General features: G+C 67.2%; 21 protein-coding genes. 11 read left to right on the forward strand and 10 right to left on the reverse strand.

Annotated elements, in window-relative coordinates:
- Nucleotides 1-386: 386 nt before the first annotated feature.
- The 3 genes from QPR87_RS05925 to QPR87_RS05935 are packed head-to-tail and all read left to right on the forward strand — an operon-like array spanning nucleotide 387 to nucleotide 2,556.
- The gene (locus QPR87_RS05925; RefSeq protein ID WP_285048742.1) at nucleotides 387-1,679 is read left to right on the forward strand and encodes an adenylosuccinate synthase; all 1,293 of its coding nucleotides are present in this window, start codon (nucleotides 387-389) and stop codon (nucleotides 1,677-1,679) included.
- Between the two features lie 11 nt (nucleotides 1,680-1,690).
- Entirely contained in the window at nucleotides 1,691-1,903 is a 213-nt protein-coding gene (locus QPR87_RS05930; protein ID WP_011746949.1) for a DUF2842 domain-containing protein, read from the forward strand.
- Nucleotides 1,904-1,920: 17 nt separating this feature from the next.
- Entirely contained in the window at nucleotides 1,921-2,556 is a 636-nt protein-coding gene (locus QPR87_RS05935) for a thiamine diphosphokinase (protein ID WP_285048743.1), read from the forward strand.
- 85 nt (nucleotides 2,557-2,641) lie between these two features.
- Here the strand turns inward: QPR87_RS05935 and QPR87_RS05940 are convergent, their stop codons facing one another.
- Genes QPR87_RS05940 through QPR87_RS05950 form a run of 3 tightly spaced genes read right to left on the reverse strand, consistent with a single transcriptional unit; the run spans nucleotide 2,642 to nucleotide 6,321 of the window.
- Nucleotides 2,642-3,613: an ABC transporter permease gene (locus QPR87_RS05940; RefSeq protein ID WP_011746951.1), complete on the reverse strand. Its 972-nt coding sequence runs from the start codon at nucleotides 3,611-3,613 to the stop codon at nucleotides 2,642-2,644.
- Nucleotides 3,606-4,613: an ABC transporter permease gene (locus tag QPR87_RS05945; RefSeq protein ID WP_104491232.1), complete on the reverse strand. Its 1,008-nt coding sequence runs from the start codon at nucleotides 4,611-4,613 to the stop codon at nucleotides 3,606-3,608. Before QPR87_RS05945 ends, QPR87_RS05940 begins: the two co-directional genes overlap by 8 nt.
- 7 nt (nucleotides 4,614-4,620) lie before the next feature.
- Nucleotides 4,621-6,321, reverse strand: coding sequence for a peptide ABC transporter substrate-binding protein (locus QPR87_RS05950; RefSeq protein ID WP_285048744.1), 1,701 nt, complete (start codon nucleotides 6,319-6,321; stop codon nucleotides 4,621-4,623).
- Nucleotides 6,322-6,541: 220 nt separating this feature from the next.
- Between QPR87_RS05950 and QPR87_RS05955 the strand changes: the two genes are divergently transcribed.
- Together QPR87_RS05955 and QPR87_RS05960 are read left to right on the forward strand one after the other, a co-directional pair.
- Entirely contained in the window at nucleotides 6,542-8,371 is a 1,830-nt protein-coding gene (locus QPR87_RS05955) for an ABC transporter ATP-binding protein (protein WP_285048745.1), read from the forward strand.
- A gap of 98 nt (nucleotides 8,372-8,469) precedes the next feature.
- Nucleotides 8,470-9,639 carry a M20 aminoacylase family protein gene (locus QPR87_RS05960; protein ID WP_104491235.1) on the forward strand — a complete coding sequence of 390 codons (1,170 nt, stop codon included), beginning with the start codon at nucleotides 8,470-8,472 and terminating at the stop codon, nucleotides 9,637-9,639.
- A gap of 86 nt (nucleotides 9,640-9,725) precedes the next feature.
- Here QPR87_RS05960 and lpdA read toward each other — a convergent pair whose 3' ends face one another.
- Genes lpdA through queA form a run of 4 tightly spaced genes read right to left on the reverse strand, consistent with a single transcriptional unit; the run spans nucleotide 9,726 to nucleotide 14,107 of the window.
- Entirely contained in the window at nucleotides 9,726-11,117 is a 1,392-nt protein-coding gene (gene lpdA, locus QPR87_RS05965; protein WP_011746956.1) for a dihydrolipoyl dehydrogenase, read from the reverse strand.
- A gap of 45 nt (nucleotides 11,118-11,162) precedes the next feature.
- Nucleotides 11,163-11,744: a DUF924 family protein gene (locus tag QPR87_RS05970; RefSeq protein ID WP_285048746.1), complete on the reverse strand. Its 582-nt coding sequence runs from the start codon at nucleotides 11,742-11,744 to the stop codon at nucleotides 11,163-11,165.
- Nucleotides 11,745-11,801: 57 nt separating this feature from the next.
- Nucleotides 11,802-13,052, reverse strand: a complete 1,251-nt coding sequence (locus tag QPR87_RS05975; protein ID WP_104491236.1) for an MFS transporter — start codon at nucleotides 13,050-13,052, stop codon at nucleotides 11,802-11,804.
- On the reverse strand, nucleotides 13,052-14,107 hold the full coding sequence (gene queA / locus QPR87_RS05980) for a tRNA preQ1(34) S-adenosylmethionine ribosyltransferase-isomerase QueA (protein ID WP_285048747.1): 1,056 nt from the start codon (nucleotides 14,105-14,107) through the stop codon (nucleotides 13,052-13,054). Before queA ends, QPR87_RS05975 begins: the two co-directional genes overlap by 1 nt.
- A 121-nt stretch (nucleotides 14,108-14,228) precedes the next feature.
- Here queA and QPR87_RS05985 point away from each other — a divergent pair, with 121 nt between their 5' ends.
- Nucleotides 14,229-14,519 (forward strand): (2Fe-2S)-binding protein, encoded by a 291-nt coding sequence (locus QPR87_RS05985; RefSeq protein WP_011746960.1) that lies wholly within the window; start codon nucleotides 14,229-14,231, stop codon nucleotides 14,517-14,519.
- The gene (gene bfr, locus QPR87_RS05990) at nucleotides 14,467-14,952 is read left to right on the forward strand and encodes a bacterioferritin (RefSeq protein WP_011746961.1); all 486 of its coding nucleotides are present in this window, start codon (nucleotides 14,467-14,469) and stop codon (nucleotides 14,950-14,952) included. The genes QPR87_RS05985 and bfr overlap by 53 nt, the downstream gene beginning before the upstream one ends.
- Nucleotides 14,953-15,014: 62 nt before the next feature.
- On the opposite strand, the gene QPR87_RS05995 is transcribed toward bfr, so the two are convergent.
- Nucleotides 15,015-15,689, reverse strand: coding sequence for an HAD-IA family hydrolase (locus tag QPR87_RS05995; RefSeq protein WP_285048748.1), 675 nt, complete (start codon nucleotides 15,687-15,689; stop codon nucleotides 15,015-15,017).
- Nucleotides 15,690-15,793: 104 nt separating this feature from the next.
- On the opposite strand from QPR87_RS05995, the gene glmU reads away from it, so the two are divergent.
- Complete coding sequence (gene glmU, locus QPR87_RS06000) at nucleotides 15,794-17,134, forward strand: bifunctional UDP-N-acetylglucosamine diphosphorylase/glucosamine-1-phosphate N-acetyltransferase GlmU (RefSeq protein ID WP_285048749.1); 1,341 nt, start codon at nucleotides 15,794-15,796, stop codon at nucleotides 17,132-17,134.
- Between the two features lies 1 nt (nucleotide 17,135).
- Nucleotides 17,136-18,953: a glutamine--fructose-6-phosphate transaminase (isomerizing) gene (gene glmS / locus QPR87_RS06005; RefSeq protein WP_011746964.1), complete on the forward strand. Its 1,818-nt coding sequence runs from the start codon at nucleotides 17,136-17,138 to the stop codon at nucleotides 18,951-18,953.
- Nucleotides 18,954-18,956: 3 nt separating this feature from the next.
- Here glmS and QPR87_RS06010 read toward each other — a convergent pair whose 3' ends face one another.
- Nucleotides 18,957-19,940 (reverse strand): P1 family peptidase, encoded by a 984-nt coding sequence (locus QPR87_RS06010; RefSeq protein ID WP_285048750.1) that lies wholly within the window; start codon nucleotides 19,938-19,940, stop codon nucleotides 18,957-18,959.
- 139 nt (nucleotides 19,941-20,079) lie between these two features.
- On the opposite strand from QPR87_RS06010, the gene msrA reads away from it, so the two are divergent.
- Both msrA and QPR87_RS06020 read left to right on the forward strand, forming a co-directional pair.
- Nucleotides 20,080-20,664: a peptide-methionine (S)-S-oxide reductase MsrA gene (msrA, locus tag QPR87_RS06015; RefSeq protein WP_104491381.1), complete on the forward strand. Its 585-nt coding sequence runs from the start codon at nucleotides 20,080-20,082 to the stop codon at nucleotides 20,662-20,664.
- The gene (locus QPR87_RS06020; protein ID WP_285048751.1) at nucleotides 20,665-21,534 is read left to right on the forward strand and encodes a 50S ribosomal protein L11 methyltransferase; all 870 of its coding nucleotides are present in this window, start codon (nucleotides 20,665-20,667) and stop codon (nucleotides 21,532-21,534) included.
- Nucleotides 21,535-21,654: 120 nt separating this feature from the next.
- Here QPR87_RS06020 and QPR87_RS06025 read toward each other — a convergent pair whose 3' ends face one another.
- Complete coding sequence (locus QPR87_RS06025; RefSeq protein WP_011746968.1) at nucleotides 21,655-21,849, reverse strand: DUF1127 domain-containing protein; 195 nt, start codon at nucleotides 21,847-21,849, stop codon at nucleotides 21,655-21,657.
- Nucleotides 21,850-21,953: the final 104 nt, after the last annotated feature.

Genomic DNA, 21,953 nt, shown 5'->3' on the forward strand with positions numbered 1-21,953 from the left:
GGAAACCCTTTCGGTATTGGCGAATGGTTTCCTCCCCTGACGACGAATGTAGGGCCTCTTTACGGCCATCACCATGGCTTCTTTTGCAATGCTGCATTGCAGCAGCGCCTTTGCGGCGTTCGGCCGTGCCCCCGTCCAGCCGATGCATCACCCGTTTCCCGGGCTGATCATGCTGCCGTAGTGCCATCTTCGGCCCGGTGCCGGACATCGGCCGCGAACCTGGCCTGGCGCACCGGAAAGCCGGCCGATTTCCCCGTGTCGGACCACAGATCCGCGCGCCGACCGGGCAGGGTGCGCATTTCGTGAGCAGGGCGGAATGCACTTTCCCCCAAGGGCTTCGGCCATTATACGGTTCGCGGCATTCATGACCGCAAGGGGAAAGCACAATGGCCAATGTGGTGGTCGTCGGCGCGCAATGGGGCGACGAAGGCAAGGGCAAGATCGTCGACTGGCTTTCGGAACGCGCCGATGTGATCGCGCGCTTTCAGGGCGGTCATAACGCCGGCCACACGCTGGTCATCGGCAATCAGGTGTTCAAGCTGTCGCTGCTGCCCTCGGGCATCGTGCGCAAGGGCAAGATGGCGGTCATCGGCAACGGCGTTGTGCTGGACCCCTGGTCCCTGTTTGCCGAAATCGACAAGCTTTCCGCGCAAGGGGTCGAGATCAGCCCGGCGAACCTGATGATCGCCGAGAACACCCCGCTGATCCTGCCGCTGCACCAGGATCTCGACAAGCTGCGCGAAGAGGCCGCGGGCGCATCCAAGATCGGCACCACCGGCCGCGGCATCGGCCCGGCCTATGAGGACAAGGTCGGCCGCCGCACCATCCGCGTCGCCGACCTGGGCGATGAGGAGACGCTGGATTCCCGCCTCGACCGCCTGCTTGCCCATCACGATGCGCTGCGTCAGGGCCTGGGTGCAGCGCCCATCGACCGGGCGGAACTGCGCGCCAAGCTGCTGGAAATCGCGCCGAAACTGCTGCAATACGCCCAGCCGGTCTGGAAGGTGATGAACGACTACCGCAAGGCCGGCAAGCGCATCCTGTTTGAGGGTGCGCAGGGCAGCCTGCTGGACATCGACTTCGGCACCTACCCTTACGTGACCAGCTCGACCACCATGTCGGGCATGGCGGCCAGCGGCACCGGGCTTGGCCCTTCGGCCATCGGCTTCGTGCTGGGGATCGTCAAGGCCTATACGACCCGCGTCGGCGAAGGCCCGTTTCCCACCGAGCTCGACGATGCCGACGGCCAGCGCCTGGGTGAGCGCGGCCATGAATTCGGCACCGTGACCGGCCGCAAGCGCCGCTGCGGCTGGTTCGATGCGGTTCTGGTGCGCCAGACCTGCGCCATCTCGGGCGTGGACGGCATTGCGCTGACCAAGCTGGACGTGCTGGACGGCTTCCAGACGCTGAAGATCTGCACCGGCTACGAGGTGGACGGCCGGCATTACGACCACCTGCCCACTGCCGCCTCGCTTCAGGCCAAGGCGAAGCCCGTCTACGAGGAAATGGAGGGCTGGCAGGAATCGACGCAAGGCGCGCGGTCCTGGGCCGACCTGCCCGCCAATGCGATCAAATACGTCCGCCGCATCGAGGAACTGATCCAGTGCCCCGTCGCGCTGCTCTCGACCTCGCCCGAGCGGGACGATACCATCCTCGTGACCGATCCCTTCGCGGACTGACGCGGGCTGACATGGACCTCAAGACGCGCAAACGCTGGTCGCTGGTGATCCTGCTTGTCGGGCTGCCGCTCTATATCGTGGTGGCGGTAAGCCTGGTGAACTGGATGGACCGGACCTGGGGCCGCCAGCCGATCCTGGTCGAGCTTGCGGTCTATGTCGCCCTGGGCATCCTCTGGGCGCTGCCTTTCCGCAAGGTGTTCACCGGCATCGGCAAGGGCGAATGAGCCAGCAAGGGACCAGGTTGGCCAGTGCCCGCCCGGTCACGCTGATCGGCGGTGCGCCGGTCGGCCGCGCCGATCTGGAGCAGGCGCTGGCCCTGGCGCCGGTGGTGGCCGCCGCCGATAGCGGCGCCGATACCGCGCTGAGCCACGGGCTGATGCCGGCGGCGGTCTGGGGCGATTTCGACAGCATTTCCGCTCGCGCCCGGGCCGAGATCCCGCTGGCGAACCAGCACCCCATCGCCGAGCAGAACAGCACCGATTTCGAGAAATGCTTGTCCAATCTCGATGCTCCCTTCGTCGTCGCCCTGGGCTTTTCGGGCGCGCGCCATGACCATTTCCTGTCGGTGCTCAATGTGCTCGCCCGCCGTATCGGCCCGCCCTGCATCCTGATCGCGGGCGAGGACGTGATCGCGCTTGCCCCGCCGCGCCTCGCGCTGGATCTCGCGCCCGGCACGCGGGTCTCGCTTTTCCCGATGGGCCCGGCCACCGGCCGCTCGCAGGGCCTGAAATGGCCCATCGACGGCCTGGCCTTCGCGCCGGGCGGCCGCAGCGGCACCTCGAACCAGGCCACGGGTCCGGTCACGCTGGAATGCGACGGCCCGATGCTGCTGATCCTGCCGCGCTCGGAACTGGCGACGCTCGCCCGCGCCCTCTGATCGCTTTCGCCGTTTCCCGCATACCCGTTCGGAAAAGCCGGCCGGGGCCTTCTCTGTTCCCCAAATACTCATGCGACCGCGCCGCTCAGCGCCCTCGGATCCGCGGGTCCATGGCATCGCGCAACCCGTCGCCGATATAGTTCACCGACAGCACCGTCAGTGAGATCAGCAGCCCCGGCAACACCACCCGCCAGGGATACATCTGCATCTGGTCCACCGCGTCATAGAGCAGCCGTCCCCAGGTCGGGAAGTCCGGCGGAAAGCCCAGCCCCAGAAAGGACAGCGCGCTTTCAGTGATGATCGCCGTGGCGATGCCCAGCGTCGCCGCCACCACGATGGGCGAGATCACGTTGGGCAGCACATGGCGCAGGATCATGCGCGGCGCCGGCGTGCCGATGGATTGCGCGGCCAGGATGAATTCGCGCTCCTTGAGGCCCAGCACCTCGCCGCGCAGGATGCGCGCCGTCTGCATCCACGAGGTGATGCCGATGGCGCTGACGATCAGCAGGAAGGTGCCGCCCGCCGGACCCATGGCCCGGCCCAGGGGCTCGCGGAACAATGTCACCATCAGCAGCAGCAGGGGCAGCAGCGGCAGGGCCAGGAACAGCTCGGTCAGCCGCATCAGCGGCGCGTCCAGCCGGCGGAAATAGCCCGAACTGATGCCGATCAGGCTGCCCAGCGTCAGTGCGACGGCCATGGCGGTCAGCCCGACCGCCAGCGAAACCTGCCCTCCGGCCATCAGCCGTGCCAGCATGTCGCGGCCAAGCTGGTCGGTGCCCAGGGGATGCGCCGCACTGAAACCCTGGTTGCGGGCACGGATATCGACGAAACCCGGATCGATGGTCCAGACCAGCGGCCCGAGCCCGACGAACAGCAGGATCGCCACGAACAGCACCAGCGCCAGCATGGCGCCGCGATGGTTGCGGAACTGCCGCCAGATGTCGCGCCACTGGCTGCGGGCGGGCGCCTGGGGCGGAGGATCGGCGGGCGGCAGCGCCTCGGCCCCCGGGGCGGGGGCATTGACGGCGCTTTCCTCGATGAGCAGCCGGTCAGTCATAGCGAATCCTTGGGTCCAGCACGCCATAGAGCAGATCGGCGATCAGGGTGAAGCCGACGATGAGCACCGCGAAGATGAAGGTCAGCGTCATCACCATCGGCATGTCGTTGGCATGGATCGCCAGGATCAGCAGCTGCCCCAGCCCGTTCACCTTGAACACCTGCTCGGTGATGATGGCGCCGCCGAAGACCGCCGGCAGCCCCAGCGCGATCACCGTCACCACCGGGATCAGGCTGTTCCTCAGCACATGCTTCAGCACCACCACCCGCTCGGACAGGCCCTTGGCGCGGGCGGTGCGGACGTAATCCTGCCGCAGGTTGTCCAGCATGGATGCGCGCATGAAGCGGCTGATCTGCGCGGCGTTGTAAAGCGCCAGCACCGCGACCGGCATCGCCATCTGGCGCAACTGCACCACGAAGCTGTCCCAATCCGTGACCCGATGCGTGGTGTCGTAGATCGAGGGGAACCATTGCAGCTTGATGCCGAAGACGATGATCAGCACCACCCCGGTAAAGAAGGTCGGCAGCGAGAAGCCGACCATCGAGATGAACGTGCCGATCTGGTCGAACCAGGAATATTGCCGATAGGCCGAGATGATGCCGATGGGCAGCGCAATCATCACGCCGACCAGATAGGACATGCCGACGACGGTCAGCGTCTGGGGCAGCCGCTCGGCGATCACGTCGAAGACCGGGCTGCGGCTCTGGAAGCTGATGATGCGCTGCATCCCCTCGCTGAAGCCGGTGCCGAAGGCGCGGTCGAACCAATAGAGCGGCTCGACCCAGAAGAACTGCTTCAGCCACAGCACATAGCGGATATACCACGCCTGGCCCAGGCCAAGCGCCTCGCGCATCCGCTCCTTGACCTCGGGCGGCACGGTCAGCGGCACGTCGCCCAGCGGATCGCCGGGCGATGCCTCCAGCAGCAGAAAGATCACCAGCGAGATGAACAGCAGCGTCGGCACCGCCAGCAGCAGGCGGCGCAGGGCAAAGCTCAGCATCGCCGCGTCACTTCACGCGATGCCAGTCGGCGACGTTCCACAACTCGCTGTCCCAGGCGTTCAGCGCCACCCCGCCCAGGCTGTTGGCATGGGCCGAGGTCGTGCCGCGATAGACCAGCGGGATGATGGCGTTGCTGTCCTTGGTCAGCATCTCGTTCAGGCGCCGGCCCATGGCGCCGCGCTCGGCCGGATCGACGATCTGCGTCATCTCGGCGATCAGCCGGTCGTATTCCGGGTCGCAATAGCGGCTGGTATTCTCGCCCTGCCACTGGTTTTCCGGCCCCGGCGCCTTGTCGCAGGTCTGCCGCGCCAGATAGGGCTCGGGGTTCGAGCCCTCGAAGTTGTTGGCATACATCTCGACATCGGCATAAAGCTTCTGAAACGTGTCGGGCGAGCCGGCATCGCCGCCGAAGAAGACCGAGGGGTCCACCACCTTCAGCTCGGTCTCGACGCCGATCTCGGACCACCATTGCTTGATCAGCGCCTGGAAGTCCTGGCGCACCGCGTTGACCGAGGTCTGGAACAGCAGCGTAAGCCGCTTGCCGTCCTTTTCGCGCACGCCGCCCGCGCCGACGGTCCAGCCCGCCTCGTCCAGCAGCGCCTTTGCCCCCTCGATGTCCTGGGTGAAGCATTCGGTATTCTCGGATGCCCAGGCGGCGGGCGCCGGCACCAGGTTGCAGGTCGGCTGCCCGGCCGGGCCATAGCCGATCTCGGTCAGCAATTCCCGGTCGATGGCCATGGACAGCGCCTTGCGCACCGCCGGGTCGGTCAGGATCGGATGCGGATGCTTGACCGTCGAGCGCTCGCCCTCGGGCAGGCTGGGCGAAGGATCGGTCAGGTTGACATGGATGCGCTCGACCAGGCTGCCGAAGGCGGCGACGTTCTTGCCCTTGCCGGCCGCCTCCATGCCGGCGATCACGTCCGGGGCAAGCTGGGTGTTCCAGGCATAGTCGAACTCGCCCGTTTCCAACACGGCGCGCGCCGCCGCCGCCGAATCGCCGCCGCCCTTCATCAGCAGCGTGGCGAAGGCGGGCTTTGCCGGGTCGCGATATTCGGGATTGGCGGCAAACGAGATCACGTCGTTGGTGCGGAATTCCTTGACCACGAAGGCGCCGGTGCCGACGGGGTTGAAGTTCTGCTGGGTGCAGGTCGGCGCCGCCTCGCCCAGGCAATTCTGGAACTGCGCCTTTTGCAGGATCGGCGATTGCGCCCCCACGAAGGCCGAAAAGGGATCGGGCCGGGGCGAGACGAAGGTCACGCGCACGGTCAGCTCATCGACCGCCTCGACCTTTTCGACGCCCTCGAACTTGGCAAGCTGGGCGCAGCCGCCGTTCGGGCTCATGCAATATTCCGCGGTAAAGGCCACGTCCTCGGCGGTGAAGGGCGTGCCGTCCGACCATTTTATGCCCGGCTGCAATTTCCAGGTGACCGTCTTCAGATCCTCGGAAATGCCGCCGTTTTCGACTGACGGGATCTCGGCCGCCAGGCGCGGCACCACCTCGCCCTCGGGGGTGAAGCTGGCCAGCGGCTCCAGCACCACGCTGCCGGCGATGATGTCCTTGGTGCCGGCCGACAGATACGGGTTCATCGTCGAGGGCGCCTGCCACATGATGACATTGACCTGCCCGTCGCTGCCCCGCTCGGCGAATGCGGCCGGGGCCATGGCGGCGGTGGCCGCCGCGCCCAGCATCAGGGTTTTCAGTTTCATCGCTCTCTCCTGTTGGTGGATTTGCGCGGGACGTCTGGCGCTGCCGGTTTTGGTGGTCTTCTGCCTTTGCCGTTTCCCCGGTCTTGCTGTCCCTCGGATGCGCCGAGTTTCAGACAGGTCCCGGTTGAAAAGCAAGAAACAAGTTTCCGTCCCGGTTTCAGGTTGCAATGCGGTGGCGGCGCATTAGCCTGAATGTCGCAGCGATGGTCAGGGGGCGCGAATGCTGGACACGAAGCCGCTGGTCAGGATCGAGGGGTTGCGGGTCGAGTTCCAGACCCATGACGGCCCGGTCACGGGCGTCGAGGATCTGTCCTTCGACATCCGGCCCGGCGAATGCCTTTGCGTGGTGGGCGAATCCGGCTCGGGCAAATCGGTCAGTTCGCTGTCGCTGATGCGGCTGGTGGAATTCGGCGGCGGCGAGATCGCCAATGGCCGGCTGCTGTTCCAGCGCGAGCGGGGCGAGATCGACCTCGCCAAGGCCCCGCCCGCCGCGATGCGCGACATCCGCGGCAACGAGATCGCGATGATCTTCCAGGAGCCGATGACGGCGCTGAACCCGGTCTTTACCGTGGGCGAGCAGCTGGCCGAGGGGCTGATCGTGCATCGCGGCCTGACGCGCGCCCAGGCCCGTGCGCGCGCGCTGGAGCTGTTGCACGAGGTGCGCATCCCCGAACCCGAGCGGCGGTTGCGGCAGTATCCGCACGAGCTTTCGGGCGGGATGCGCCAGCGCGTCGTCATCGCCATGGCGATGGCTTGCCGCCCGCGCCTGCTGATCTGCGACGAGCCGACCACGGCGCTGGACGTGACCATCCAGGCCGAGATCCTGACCCTGATCGACCGCCTGAAGCGCGAGACCGGCATGGCGGTGCTGTTCATCACCCATGACATGGCGGTGGTGGCGCAGATGGCCGACCGCGTCGTGGTCATGTTCCGCGGCAACAAGGTCGAGGAAGGCCCGGTCGGCCAGATCTTCGAAGCCCCGCGCGAGCCTTATACCCAGGCGCTGCTTGCCGCCGTGCCGCGGCTGGGCGAGATGACCGGGCGCGATGCGCCCGAGCCGATGCGGCTGATGCGCGAGGGGCAGGTGGCGCGGCCCGAGCCCGTGGTCCCGCCTGCGCCCGAGCCGCTGCTGGTGGTCAGGAACCTTTGCACCCGCTTTGCGGTCAAGGGCGGCATCCTGCGCCGCACCGTGGCGCAGGTCCATGCGGTCGAGGACGTTTCCTTTACCGTCAATGCCGGCGAGACCCTGTCGCTCGTGGGCGAATCGGGATGCGGCAAGTCCACCACCGGACGCTCGATCCTGCGGCTGGTCGAGCCGAGTTCGGGCCAGGTCAGCCTTGGCGGGCGCGACATCCTGGCCCTGGGCGCATCCGATCTGCGCAAGGCGCGGCGCGACATGCAGATGATCTTCCAGGACCCGTTTGCCAGCCTCGACCCGCAGATGCGCCTGCTCGACCAGATCGAGGAGCCGATGCTGAACTACGGTATCGGCAACCGCGCCGAGCGCCGCGACCGCATCGCCCGGCTTTTCGACCGGGTGGAACTGCCGCGCGGCTTCATGAAGCGTTACCCGCACGAGCTGTCGGGCGGCCAGCGCCAGCGCATCGCCATTGCCCGGGCCCTGGCACTGAACCCGAAACTCATCATCGCCGACGAGGCGGTCTCGGCGCTGGACGTATCGGTGCAGGCGCAGGTGCTGAACCTGCTGATGGAATTGCAGCGCGACCTTGGCATCTCGATGCTGTTCATCAGCCATGACATGGCGGTGGTCGAGCGCGTCAGCCATCATGTCGGCGTCATGTATCTGGGCCGCATCGTCGAGATCGGCACCCGCAGGCAGGTCTTCGAGAACCCCCAGCACGGCTATACCCGCCAGTTGATGGCTGCCGTGCCGGTTGCCGATCCGCGCCGCCGCAAGATCGGCGAGGACCTGCGCTTTCGTCCCATTCCCTCGCCGATCCATCCCGTCGGCCATGTGCCCGCGCCCTCGGCCTATCGCGAGGTGGCGCCCGGCCATCTGGTGCAGGCCGAGCCGGCGACGCATGGATAAGGCGCGGGCACCTGCGCCACGCAATGCCGCGCGCCCAGCTGCGCGGCCTTGCGGTGCGGTGCGAAAGGCGTAACCTGCCGGCCGAAGGAGATCGTCACATGCCCGTCAAGAACCGCTTTGCCGAATTGCTGCCCGAGATCACCGCCTGGCGCCGCGACTTCCACGAGAATCCCGAGCTCGACTATCAGGTCCACCGCACCGCCGGCCGCGTGGCCGAGCTGCTGCGCGGCTTCGGCGTGGACGAGGTGAACGAGGGCGTCGGCCGCACCGGCGTGGTGGGCGTCATCAGGGGCCGCAGCAACAGCAGCGGCCGGGTGATCGGGCTGCGTGCCGACATGGACGCGCTGCCGATCAACGAGCAGACCGGGGCGGAATATGCCTCGAAAAATCCGGGGGTCATGCATGCCTGCGGCCATGACGGCCATACCGCCATGCTGCTGGGCGCGGCGAAATACCTGGCCGAGACGCGCAATTTCGACGGCACCGCCGTGGTGATCTTCCAGCCCGCCGAAGAGGGCGGGGCAGGCGGCCTGGCCATGGTGCAGGACGGTTTGGTGGATCGCTGGGGCATCCAGGAATTCTATGGCATGCACAATATGCCCGGCTATCCGACCGGCAGTTTTGCCATCCGCGAGGGTGCCATGATGGCCGCCGCCGACCAGTTCGACATCGTGGTCACCGGCAAGGGCGGGCACGCCGCCAAGCCGCATGAGGCGATCGACACCACCCTGGTCGCGGCGCAGATCATCGTGGCGCTGCAATCCATCGTGGCGCGCAATGTCGATCCGCTGAAAAGCGGCGTGATTTCGGTCTGCGTGGTGCAGACCGATTCCACCGCGCATAACGTCATCCCTCAGGTGGTGAAGCTGAAGGGCACCGCCCGCAGCCTTGCCCCCGAGGTGCGCGACCAGCTGGAAGAGGGCATCAAGCGCGTCGCCACCCATACCGCCGCGGCCTTCGGCGCCGCGGCCGAGGTGACATACGACCGCGGCTATCCGGTGACGATGAACCACCCCGAAGCAACCGGGTTCGCGGCCGAGGTGGCGCGCCAGGTGGCGGGCGAGGTGAACATGGAGATGGAGCCGCTGATGGCGGGCGAGGATTTCAGCTATATGCTGAACGAACGTCCCGGCGCCTATATCTTCGTCGGCAATGGCGACACCGCCATGGTGCATCACCCCGCCTATGATTTCGACGACAATGCGATTCCGGCCGGGTCGAGTTGGTATGCCGGCATGGTCGAGGCGCGGATGCCGATCCCGGCGTGACGGCCGGACCGGGGGCTGTCTGCCCCCGGACCCCCGAGAGTATTTGTGAAACGGAGAAATCAGGGGCCGCGAGGCGCCTTTGCCGTTCAGAAATGGATGGCGCGGCCATAGGCCGAGAGCGTGGCCTCGTGCAGCATTTCCGACAGTGTCGGGTGCGGGAAGACCGTCTCCATCAGTTCGGCCTCGGTGGTCTCCAGCGTGCGGCCGACGACATAGCCCTGGATCAGCTCGGTCACCTCGGCCCCGACCATGTGGGCGCCCAGAAGCTCGCCGGTCTTGGCGTCGAAGACGGTCTTGATCAGCCCCTCGGGTTCGCCGAGCGCAATGGCCTTGCCGTTGCCGATGAAGGGGAAGCGGCCAACCTTGACCTCGTAGCCGGCGGCCTTGGCCTTTTCCTCGGTCAGGCCGACGGAGGCGACCTGCGGGTTGCAATAGGTGCAGCCGGGGATCGAATTCGGCTTGATCGGATGCGGGTGCCCGCCGGCGATCAGTTCGGCCACCATGACGCCTTCATGGCTGGCCTTGTGCGCCAGCCAGGGCGCGCCGGCCACGTCGCCGATGGCATAGAGCCCCTCGACGCCGGTGCGGCAATATTCGTCGGTGACGACATGGGTGCGGTCGATCTTGGCGCCCAGTTTTTCCAGCCCGAGGTTTTCGACGTTGCCGACGATGCCGACGGCCGAGATCACCGTGTCGAACTCATGCGTTTCGGTCTTGCCGCCGGTCTCGATATGGGCGGTGACCTTGCCTTTGGCGCGGTCGAGTTTCTTGACCGCCGCCTTTTCCAGGATCTTCATGCCTTGCTTGACGAACTGTTTCTTGGCCAGCGCCGAGATCTCGGCATCCTCGACCGGCAACACGCGGTCCATGACCTCGACCACGGTGGTGTCGGCGCCCAGCGTGTTGAAGAAGCTGGCGAATTCGATGCCGATGGCGCCCGAGCCGATGACCAGCAGCTTTTTCGGCATGCGCGGCGGCTGCAGGGCGTGCTTGTAGTTCCAGACCAGGTCGCCGTCCGGCTCCAGTCCCGGCAATTCGCGGGCGCGGGCGCCGGTGGCGAGCACGATGGCCTTGCCCGTGACTTCCTCGGTGCCCTTGTCGGTCTTGACGCTGATCTTGCCGGGGGCGGTCAGGCTGGCCTCGCCCATGATGACGGTGACCTTGTTCTTTTTCAGCAGGTGGCCGACGCCGCCGGCGAGCTGCTTGGCCACGCCGCGCGAGCGTTGCACCACGGCGCCGAGATCGTAGCCGATCTTGTCGGCGGACAGCCCGAACTCCTTGGCGCGGTGCATGAGGTGAAAGACCTCGGCCGAACGCAGCAGCGCCTTGGTCGGGATGCAGCCCCAGTTCAGACAGATGCCGCCCAGATGCTCGCGCTCGATACAGGCCACCTTCAGCCCCAACTGCGCGCCGCGGATGGCGCAGACATAGCCGCCAGGGCCGGAACCGATCACCACCATGTCAAAGCTCTGCGCCATGGATGTCCCCCTATCAGAAAAGATAGTTCAGCGTTAAACCAATTTTCAGACGTCAGCAAGCGACAGCTTGCCCGAGACCAGCGCGCCATAGCCGCCGGCCTCCATCACGCGGCTTTCCGCCGCCGTGGGCACGCGGTTCAGCGCCGCGTTGCGCCAGGGGAAGCGGCCGAACCTGGCGATGGCGTCGCGATGCAACTCGGCATGGCGCAGGTTCTCGCCGGGCATGAATTCGGCGAACAGGCTGACCGCGCGCTCCTGGTCGGCCAGATCCTCGGAATGCTCGAAGGGCAGGTAGAAGAACTGCCGGCCGGGCGGTTCGATGCGCAGGTGAAAGCCGTTGGCTATGGCCTCGCGGGCAAGGCTGCGGGCCAGCGGGTCGGTGTCGAAGGCGCGGGCATCCTCGCGGAACATGTTGCGCGGGAACTGGTCGGTCAGGATCAGCCCGGCCAGCGCGCCCTCGGGCGTCGTGGCCCAGCCGGGCACCAGGTCGGCGGCGCGCTCCCAGGCCGGCTGGAAGCGCTGGCGGATGGTTTCGTCCAGATCGTCCGAGCGGGTATACCAGCCCTCCTCGCCGACCTCGTCGAGCCAGAAGCGGTTGATGCCCTCGGGTGTCACGGTGTCGGTCATGGCTGCGCCCTCCGTTTTCCCGGATGGTTGCAGAGCGTGCCGCCTGTCGCAACCCCGTCAGGCGGGTTTGTCGCCGTCGTCGGAACTGGCGGTTTCCAGCGCCGCCTCGACCGCGACGGGCGTGGCCGAGGGGGCGATGACCGCAAAGCTTTGCTGATCCGCCACCGGGGCGGCCGGGCGGCGGGTGCGGCGCCAGCCGGCATAGAAGGCCAGCACCGCCAGCAGCAGGCCGATATAGACCCAGAACCCGTCCGGCCCCAGCAGCGACATCAGCCAGCCGGTGATCAACGGCCCGGCCATGGCGCCCACGCCATTGATGAACAGAAGCCCGGCCGAGGCGGCGGCCATGTCGCTGCTGTCCAGGAAGTCGTTGGTATAGGCCAAGAGCAGCGAATAGACCGGATTGGCCACGCCGCCGATCAGCGCCGCCGCCAGCAGCAGGCCCCAGATGTCCGGCTGCAGCGTCACCGTCGCCAGGCTGACCGCAGCACCCAGCACCGACAGCCCCAGCACGATGATGCGCCGGTCGCCATGGTCCGACAGCCAGCCGATCGGATATTGCAGCAAGAGCCCGCCGGCATAGATCGCGGCAACGAAGGCCGAGATCTCTCGCACCGAAAGCCCCTTGGTCGAGCCCCAGACCGAGGCCATGCCGAACAGCGCCGAAAACACCCCGCCCATCAGGAATATGCCGATGCAGCCCAGCGGCGAGACGCGGAACAGGCTGCCGAAGCTCATGCGCTTCAGGGTCGCGAATTGCGGCGCGGGCTGCGTCGAAAGCAGGATCGGCAGGAACGAGACGCTGACCAGCACCGAGGGAATCACGAACAGCAGATAGCCCGCCGGATCGGCCGTGTTCATCAGGAACTGGGCCGAAATGATGCCTAGCATCTGCATGATCATGTAGGCCGACATGGCCTGGCCGCGGTTCTCGTTGGTGGTGCCGGCGTTCAGCCAGCTTTCCGCGGTGATGTAGACCCCCGAGAAGCAGAACCCGATCAGGAGCCGCATCAGCGACCACGAGATCCAGTGCGGCGCGGCCGCGTAAAGGATCAGCACCGACGAGATCAGCGAGCCGAGCGCCGCGAAGACCCGCACATGGCCGACCTGGCGGATCAGTTCGGGCACCACGCGCGAGCCCAGCAGGAAGCCGCCGAAATAGGCCGACATGACCACCGACATCTGGGTGGTCGATATGCCCTCGATCTTGCCGCGAATGCCCAGGAGCGTGCCTTGCATCCCGTTCCCGACCATCAAGAGCAGGATGCCCAGAAGCAACGGCCAGGTGGTGCGCAGCACGGTAAGCATCACGGGTCCTTCGGAATCAGCAGGGAGGCGTCGCCATAGCTGAAGAAGCGATAGCCCGATTCCACGGCATGGCGATAGATCCCGCGGATCCGGTCCTGGCCCATCAGGGCGCTGACCAGCATCAGCAGGGTCGATTTCGGCAGGTGGAAATTGGTCATCAGCGCATCCGTCACGCGAAAGCGATAGCCGGGATAGATGAAGATTTCGGTAACGCCCTGGAAGGGATGGACGGTGCCGTCCTCGGCAGCCGCCGATTCGATCAGCCGCAGCGCCGTGGTGCCGACGGGGATCACCCGCCCGCCCGCGGCGCGGGTGGCGTTGATCGCCGCCGCCGCCTCGGGCGTGACCTCGCCCCATTCGCCGTGCATCTTGTGGGTGGTCACGTCCTCGACCTTGACCGGCAGGAAGGTGCCGGCGCCGACATGCAGGGTGACATGGGTGAAGCGCACGCCCCTGGCCGCCAGCCGGTCCAGCAACTCGCGGTCGAAATGCAGGCTGGCGGTGGGGGCGGCGACGGCGCCGGAATTGCGTGCCCAGACGGTCTGGTAATCCTGGCGGTCGGCCTCGTCCGGGGCGCGCAGCGCGGCGATATAGGGCGGCAGCGGCATGGCGCCGACCTGCGCCAGCGCGGCGTCGAATGCCTCGCCCGTGGCGTCGAAGCGCAGGGTCAGCTCGCCCCCGGCGATCTCGGCCACCTCGGCGGACAGCGCGCTGCCAAAGCGGATCACCTCGCCCGGCTTCAGCTTGCGCAGCGGTTTCGCCAGCGCCTTCCAGCCATCGGCGACGGGCTCCAGCAGCGTGACCTCGACCTTTGCCACCGCCTCGCCCTGCGGGGTCTGGCGGGCGCGGGTGCCGTTCAGCCGCGCCGGGATGACCTTGGTGTCGTTCAGCACCAGCAGGTCGCCCGAACCCAGCAGATCCGCCAGGTCGCGCACATGCAGGTCGCGAATCGAATCGCCCTGCGCCAGCAGCAGCCGCGCCGAGGAACGCGGCCGCGCCGGGCGCGTCGCGATCAATGTCTCGGGCAGGTGAAAGTCGAAATCGTCCAGCTTCATGGGCTTAGGTTCTGTCCGGGCCATTGGGAAGCGTCAAGGCGGGAGGTCATCACAAAGTGAAAAACTCAGGCTTTACTTATCCGAGGAAATGGGTAAGTTTTGTCCAACCGAAGGTGAGTAAATGATCGTCTGCCACTGCACCCAGATCTCGGACTACGACATCAAGGCTGCCATTGACTGGATGCGTGCCGCGGACCCCGAGACGATCATCACCCCCGGCAAGATCTACCACGCACTCGGCAAGCGTGCCGATTGCGGGGGCTGTATGCCTTTGTTTCTGGACACCATGCGCGGATGCGATAATCTGGCTGTGCCCCCCATTCTCAGGGGGCTGAAAGCCAACCGCACAGGGGTAAGCCATGAAGGGCGACGCAAAGGTCATCGAGTATCTCAACGCAGCGCTACGGTCTGAACTCACCGCGGTCAGCCAGTATTGGCTGCACTATCGGCTGCAAGAAGACTGGGGTTACGGCAAGGTCGCCGACAAGTCGCGCGCCGAATCCATCGAGGAGATGCATCACGCGGATCGGCTGATCCAGCGAATCATCTTCCTGGAAGGCCATCCCAACCTGCAGAAGCTGGACCCGCTGCGGATCGGCCAGAACCTCAAGGAAACGCTGGAATCCGACCTGGCGGCCGAACACGACGCCCGCACCCTTTACATCGAGGCGCGGGAATATTGTGACAAGGTCGGCGATTACGTCAGCAAGAACCTGTTCGACGCGCTGCTGACCGACGAGGAAGGGCATATCGACTTCCTGGAAACCCAGCTGGGTCTCTACGAGGAAATCGGCGCGCAGAATTACGGCCAGCTCAACGCCAAATCCGCCGACGAGGCCGAATAATAGGGCTTGTCGCGGCAGATCCGCTTGTCAGGGGGCCCTTCGCGGCCCCCTTTGATTTTGGCTCAGGCCAGCCAGTCGGCGGCCAGGCCCGGCAAGTCGTCGAAATGTGCCAGCATCGCCTCGGGCGCCAGGCGGCGCAGCGCCTCTCCCTCGGGGCCGAAGGCGACCAGCGCCACCCGCACACCGGCGGCGGCTGCGGTCTTGCGGTCGGTCTCGGTATCGCCGACCAGGAAGGATCGCGCCACCGTCCCGCCCGCCGTCTCGACCGCGGCGGCATAGGGGCGGGGATCGGGCTTGCGCACCGGCAGCGTGTCGGCGCCGATCATCGCGGCGAAGCGGTCGCGGATGCCCAGTTGGCGCAGCAATGTCTCGGCCAGGGCGGCGGGCTTGTTGGTGCAGACCGCAAGCCGGTGACCGGCTGCCGCCAGTTGCTCCAGCGCGGCCTCGGTGCCGGGATAAAGCCGCGTATGCACGGCGATGGCCTTGCCGTAATGCACCAGCAGGCGGGGATAGTCCTCGTCCTCGGCGCCGGGCGGCAGCAGCCGGTCGGCGGGCAGGCGGCCATAGCCCGCTCGCAGCATGGCCCGCCCGCCGTGAAAGGCGATCAGCGCATCCTCGACCGGGTCCAGCAGCGGGCCCAGGCCGCGCGCCTGAAAGCAGGCATTCGCCGCCGCGATCAGGTCGCCCGAGGTGTCGGCCAGCGTGCCGTCCAGATCGAAGACCACCGTTCCTGCCATGCTGTAACCTTCCGTCAAGATGTTTGATGCTTCGGGGTCTTTCCCCACCGTTGCCCTCTAGGTAGAACGCCCCGCAAGGATAAGGAACAGGCAAGAGGGCAGAGATGACCGAGAAACCCGTCGCGCTGATCGTGCTGGCTGCCGGGCAGGGCAGCCGCATGCAGTCGGACCTGCCAAAGGTGCTGCACCGTCTGGGGGGCGTGCCGCTGGTCGGCTACGCGCTTTCCACGGGCCGGACGCTGGAGCCCGAGGCGGTCGTCGTCGTCGCCGGCCATGGCGCCGAGGCGGTGGCCAAGGCGGTGGCGAAACTCAACCCAGAGGCGAAAATCGCCTTGCAGGAACAGCAGCTTGGCACCGGCCATGCCGTCAGCCAGGCCCTGCCGCAACTGGAGGGTTTCGAGGGCCGGGTGATCGTGCTTTACGGCGACACGCCCTTCATCGGGCAAGAGACGCTGGCAAGCCTTGCCGCCCATCCCGCCGACGTGGTGGTGCTGGGCTTCGAGGCCGCCGATCCCGGTCGCTACGGCCGTCTCGTCACCGGCCCCGAGGGGCTGGAGCGGATCGTCGAATACAAGGATGCCGACGAGGCGACGCGGGCGATCCGGCTGGTCAATTCCGGCGTCCTGGCGGCGGATGCGGCGCTGTTGCGCGAATTCTTGCCGATGATCGGCAACCGCAATGCCGCCGGCGAATATTACCTGACCGACATCCCCGAACTCGCGCGCGCCGCCGGACACCGGGTCGAGGTCGTGACCTGCGACGAAGCCGAGACGCTGGGCATCAACACCCGCGCCGAGCTGGCCGCCGCTGAGGCCGCCTTCCAGGTCCGCGCCCGAGCCCGCGCGCTGGAGGACGGCGTCACCATGACCGATCCGGCGACGGTCTGGTTCGCGCTCGACACCTACATCGGCCGCGATGCGGTGATCGGGCAGAACGTGGTCTTCGGCCCCGGGGTGACCGTGGAAAGCGGCGCCGAGATCCTGCCTTTCTGCCATCTGGAGGGCTGCCATGTCAGCGCCGGCGCCACGGTCGGCCCCTTTGCCCGGCTGCGGCCCGGTGCGGAGCTGGGCGGCGACGTTCATGTCGGCAATTTCGTCGAGATCAAGAACAGCGTGCTGGACGAGGGCGCCAAGGTCGGCCACCTGACCTATCTGGGCGATGCCCATGTCGGCGAGGCCACGAATATCGGCGCCGGCACCGTGACCTGCAACTATGACGGCGTCAGCAAGCACCGGACCGAGATCGGGGCGCATGCCTTCATCGGCTCGGACACCATGCTGGTCGCGCCGGTGCGCGTGGGGGCGCGGGCGATGACCGGCTCGGGCTCGGTCATCACCGAGGACGTGCCGGACGATGCGTTGGCGCTGGGACGCGCCAAGCAGGTCGTGAAGCCGGGGCTTGCCACGCGGCTGATGCAGGCGTTGCGCCAGAAGAAAGGGAACTGACATGTGCGGCATCATCGGAATTCTGGGCGATCACGAAGTTTCGCCGCAGCTGGTCGAGGCGCTGAAGCGGCTGGAATATCGCGGCTATGACAGCGCCGGGGTGGCGACGGTGGATGCCTCGGGGCATCTGGATCGCCGCCGTGCCGTGGGCAAGCTGGTGAACCTGTCCGACCGGCTGGTGCACGAGCCGCTGGCCGGTCACGCCGGCATCGGCCATACCCGCTGGGCGACCCATGGCGCCGCGACCGAGGCCAACGCCCATCCGCATCGCCGCGGGCCGGTGGCCGTGGTCCATAACGGCATCATCGAGAATTTCCGCGAATTGCGCGACGAGGTGACGCGGCTGGGGATGCAGCCGGAATCGCAGACCGATACCGAGACGGTGGCGCTGCTGACCGCGTGGCACATGGGGCAGGGCCTTGCCCCCGTCGAGGCGGCGCGGGCGGTGCTGGCGCGGCTCGACGGCGCCTTTGCGCTGGCCTTCCTGTTCGAGGGCGAGCCCGACCTGATGATCGCCGCCCGCAAGGGCAGCCCCCTGGCCGTCGGCCATGGCGAGGGCGAGATGTTCCTGGGTTCGGATGCCATCGCGCTGGCGCCCTTTACCGACCGGATCACCTATCTGGAGGATGGCGACCATGCCGTCATCCGCCGTTCGGGCGCCGAGATCTTCGACGCCGAGGGCCGCCCCGCCAATCGCGAGATCCAGCAGATCGACGTGGGCGCGACCCGCATCGACAAGGGCGGCTATCGGCATTTCATGGCCAAGGAGATCGCCGAGCAGCCGGTGGTGCTGGGCGATGCGCTGAACCACTATATCAAGGGCGACCGGATCGTGCTGCCCGAGGCGCTGGATTTCCGCGACGTGGACCGGCTGACGCTGGTCGGCTGCGGCACCGCCTTCTATGCCGCCCATGTCGCGCGCTACTGGTTCGAATCGCTGGCGGGCCTGCCCTGCGACCTGGATGTGGCCTCCGAGTTCCGCTATCGCGAGCCGCCGCTTTCGCCGGCAAGCTGGGCGATCTTCGTCAGCCAGTCGGGCGAGACGGCGGATACGCTCGCCGCGCTGCATTACGCCCGCGACAAGGTGGCCCGCACCGTGGGGGTGGTCAACGTGGGCACCTCGGCCATCGCGAGGGATGCCGATATCGCCCTGCCGACGCTGGCCGGGATCGAGGTCGGCGTGGCCTCGTCCAAGGCTTTCACCTGCCAGCTTGCGGTCCTGGCGGTGCTGGCGCTGAAGGCGGCGCGGGATCGCGGCCGGCTGACGGATTCCGAACTGGCGGCGCATCTTGCCGATCTGCGCGCGCTGCCGGGGCTGCTGAACCAGGCGCTGACGGTCAGCGACGAATGCCGCCGCCTGGCCGGCTGGCTGGCCGAGGCGCAGGACGTGCTGTATCTGGGCCGCGGCGCGCTTTACCCGGTGGCGCTGGAGGGGGCGCTGAAGCTCAAGGAACTCAGCTACATCCATGCCGAGGGCTATGCCTCGGGCGAGTTGAAGCACGGCCCCATCGCGCTGATCGACCGCAACGTGCCGGTGGTGGTGCTGGCCCCGCGCGACGCGCTGTTCGAAAAGACCGTCTCGAACATGCAGGAGGTCATGGCGCGGCACGGGCAGGTGCTGCTGATCTCGGATCCCGAGGGGCTGGAGACGGGCGGTCACGGCATTCACGCCAGGCTGGCCATGCCGCCGGGCGGCGGGCTGTTCCAGCCGATCCTCTATGCCGTGCCGATGCAGTATCTGGCCTATCACACGGCGGTCGCCAAGGGCACGGATGTGGACCAGCCGCGCAACCTGGCGAAATCGGTGACGGTGGAATAGAGCCTACCCCTCGCGCCAGCAGGGTTGCAGGTCGCCCGGCCGCGGGCTTGCCGCATGGACGCCGCGCGCAATGGCGCGGGCCAGCGTGCAGGCCGCGGCATGGCCCAGCCGGAACGGCGTCAGCGCCGGATCGGGCAGGGGCTTCGTGCCGGTCGAGACGGCAAAGACCAGATCGCCGTCGAAAGGCGTGTGGCTGGGTACGATGGCGCGGGCCATGCCGTCCTGCGCCGCCGTCGCCAGCCGCGTCAGCCCGGCCTTGTCCAGCGCCGCGTCGGTCGCGACGATGGCGATGGTCGTGGCCTCGCCCAGCCGCTTCGCCGGGTTGGGCTCGTCGCCGGCGGGGTAGGGGCCGGACAGGCCCAGCCCGCCGAATTCGCCCGCAAGCTCCCACGGCGCGGCCCAGAATTGCCGGGTCTCGCCCGCCGTCACCGATCCCAGCGCATTCACCACCACCAGCGCGCCGACGGTGATGCCGCCCTCCAGCATCGCCGAGGCCGAGCCGAGCCCGCCCTTCCAGCGATGCGTTAGCGCGCCCGTTCCCGCGCCCTCGCTGCCAAGCGCGAAATCGGCGCCGGCCGCCGCCAGTGCCGCGCGGCCAAGCGCGGGATAGGGGTTGGCGTCCCAATCCTTGTCGCCGCCGTTCAGCAGGTCGAAGACGATGGCGCCGGGCACGATGGGCACGCGCACCGGCCCGATCTGGAAGCCGCGGCCCATGGCGCGCAACCCGTCCGAGACGCCGTCGCAGGCGGCAAGCCCAAAGGCCGAGCCGCCCGACAGCACCAGCGCATCGACCCCGCCGACCAGCTTGTCGGGGGCCAGCAGCTCGGTCTCGCGCGTGCCGGGCGCGCCGCCCATGACGTTGAAGCCGCAGGCAAAGGGCGTCTCGCAAAGCAGCACCGTCGCACCCGATCGCAGGGCGTCGTCGCGGGCATTGCCGACCCGCAGGCCGGGCACGTCGGTGATCAGGTTTCGCGGTCCGGGTCGCATCTGGGCCTCCTGCAAGGGGGATCGGCCTGCAATCTGCACGACGCGACCCGCCGGCTGCAACCCGCGCCCGCATTCCGGCGTTGCAGGACGATGCCGCCGCGCCTACCTAATGCGGCAGGACATGCGAAAGGACGCAACCATGAATGCCCCCATTCACAGGATCTTCGGCCGCCCGCTCGATGCCGAAATGCCGAAAGGATACGATCAGGCGATCTTCGGCATGGGCTGTTACTGGGGCGTCGAACGGTTGTTCTGGCAGCAGGAGGGCGTCTGGCTGACCGAGGTCGGCTTTGCCGGCGGCACGACCGAGAATCCCAGCTACAAGCAGGTCTGCGCCGGCGGCACCGGCCATGCCGAGGTGGTGCGCGTGGTCTATGACAGCTCGCGCGTCAGCTATGAGCGGCTGTTGCAGATCTTCTGGGAAAACCACGACCCGACCCAGGGCAACCGCCAGGGCAACGACGTGGGCTCGCAATACCGCTCGCTGATCATGGTGTTCAACGACAGCCAGAAGGCGGCGGCGGAGCTTTCCAAGGCCGATTACGGCAACCGGCTGGCCGTGCAGGGCTATCCCGACATCACCACGCAGATCCTTCCCGCCGGTCCGTTCTGGCGGGCCGAGGACGATCACCAGCAATATCTCGACCGTTATCCAGATGGCTATTGCGGCTTGCGCGGCACGGGTGTCAAAGCACCCCTGACCGACATAGCCGAGGGATATTGAATGGCGACCTGGACCGCGCTGACCCACACCATCGGACGCGAGGCGGCCGAGGCGCTTGCCGAGGCGGGCGAGGATCTGACCCCCGAGCCCGTCGGCAGCGGCGTCTTCGAGATCGAGGACGGCTCGAACCGCTGGGAGGTAGGGCTTTACTTCACCGAGGCCCCCGACGACGTGGCCCTGGCGCTTCTGGCTGCGGCCTGGAACGCCGAGCCCTTCGTGGTCTCGGAACTGCCCGAGGTGGATTGGGTGGCCCATGTCCGGCGCGAGCTTTCGCCGGTCGAGGCCGGACGCTTCTTCGTCCATGGCGGCCATGATGCCGACAAGGTGCCCGCGGGCGCCGAGGCGCTGCTGATCGAGGCGGCAATGGCCTTCGGCACCGGCCATCACGCCACGACCAAGGGTTGCCTGCTGGCGCTGGACCGGCTGATCGCCGAGGGCGTCGAGCTACGGCGTATCGTCGACATCGGCTGCGGCACGGCGGTTCTGGCCATGGCGGCGGCGCGGTCGTTCCCGGTGATCGTGCTGGCGGGTGACATCGACCCGCAGGCGGTGGACGTGGCCCGCGCCAATGTCATCGCCAACGGGCTGGACGGGCGCGTCGAATGTGTCGAGGCGGTCGGCTTCGACCATCCGCTGATCGAGAACGCGGCGCCTTTCGACCTGGTTTTCGCCAATATCCTGAAGCAGCCGCTGATCGACCTGGTGCCGGATATGGCACGTCATCTTGCGTCGGGCGGCAGGGCGATCCTGTCGGGCATCCTGGCCACCCAGGCCGAGGAAGTAATCGCGGCCTATGCGGCAGGCGGGCTGGCGCTGGAGCGGCGCGACGATATGGGCGAATGGTCCACCCTGGTCGTCAGACGCGGCTGAGGGGCGCCGAAAATACTAAAGGCGGCCTTGCGGGGCCGCCTGGTCGTCTTGCCCGGTCAGGGCTGGAAAAGGGTCTGCCACGGTTTCCCACGCAGCCGATTTCGCGTCTTCAACCGCTGCTTAGCGGGCGCGCGCAATCTGTTCGATATCGCCGCGGCACAGACCGATATCGTCCAGCTCGCGATCCGTAAGACGGCTCAGCGCATTGCGGGTCACGCGCGCATCGTTCCAAGCGGACAGGGCCGCCCAGATTTTCGAGCCAATACCGAGAGAGCCCGCCCCGCCATGGATGCGGTTCGTGTCAATCGCCGACATAGTTTTCACCTTGAGATCATTGCCCGCTCATCGGGCGCTTCGTTGATGCAAAAGCATATAGGCCGGGCAGTTTGCGAAAACCACGGACAAACCGGCATCTCTGC

Source organism: Paracoccus sp. SSJ (genome assembly GCF_030234105.1).
In the GTDB taxonomy this organism is placed as follows: domain Bacteria; phylum Pseudomonadota; class Alphaproteobacteria; order Rhodobacterales; family Rhodobacteraceae; genus Paracoccus; species Paracoccus denitrificans.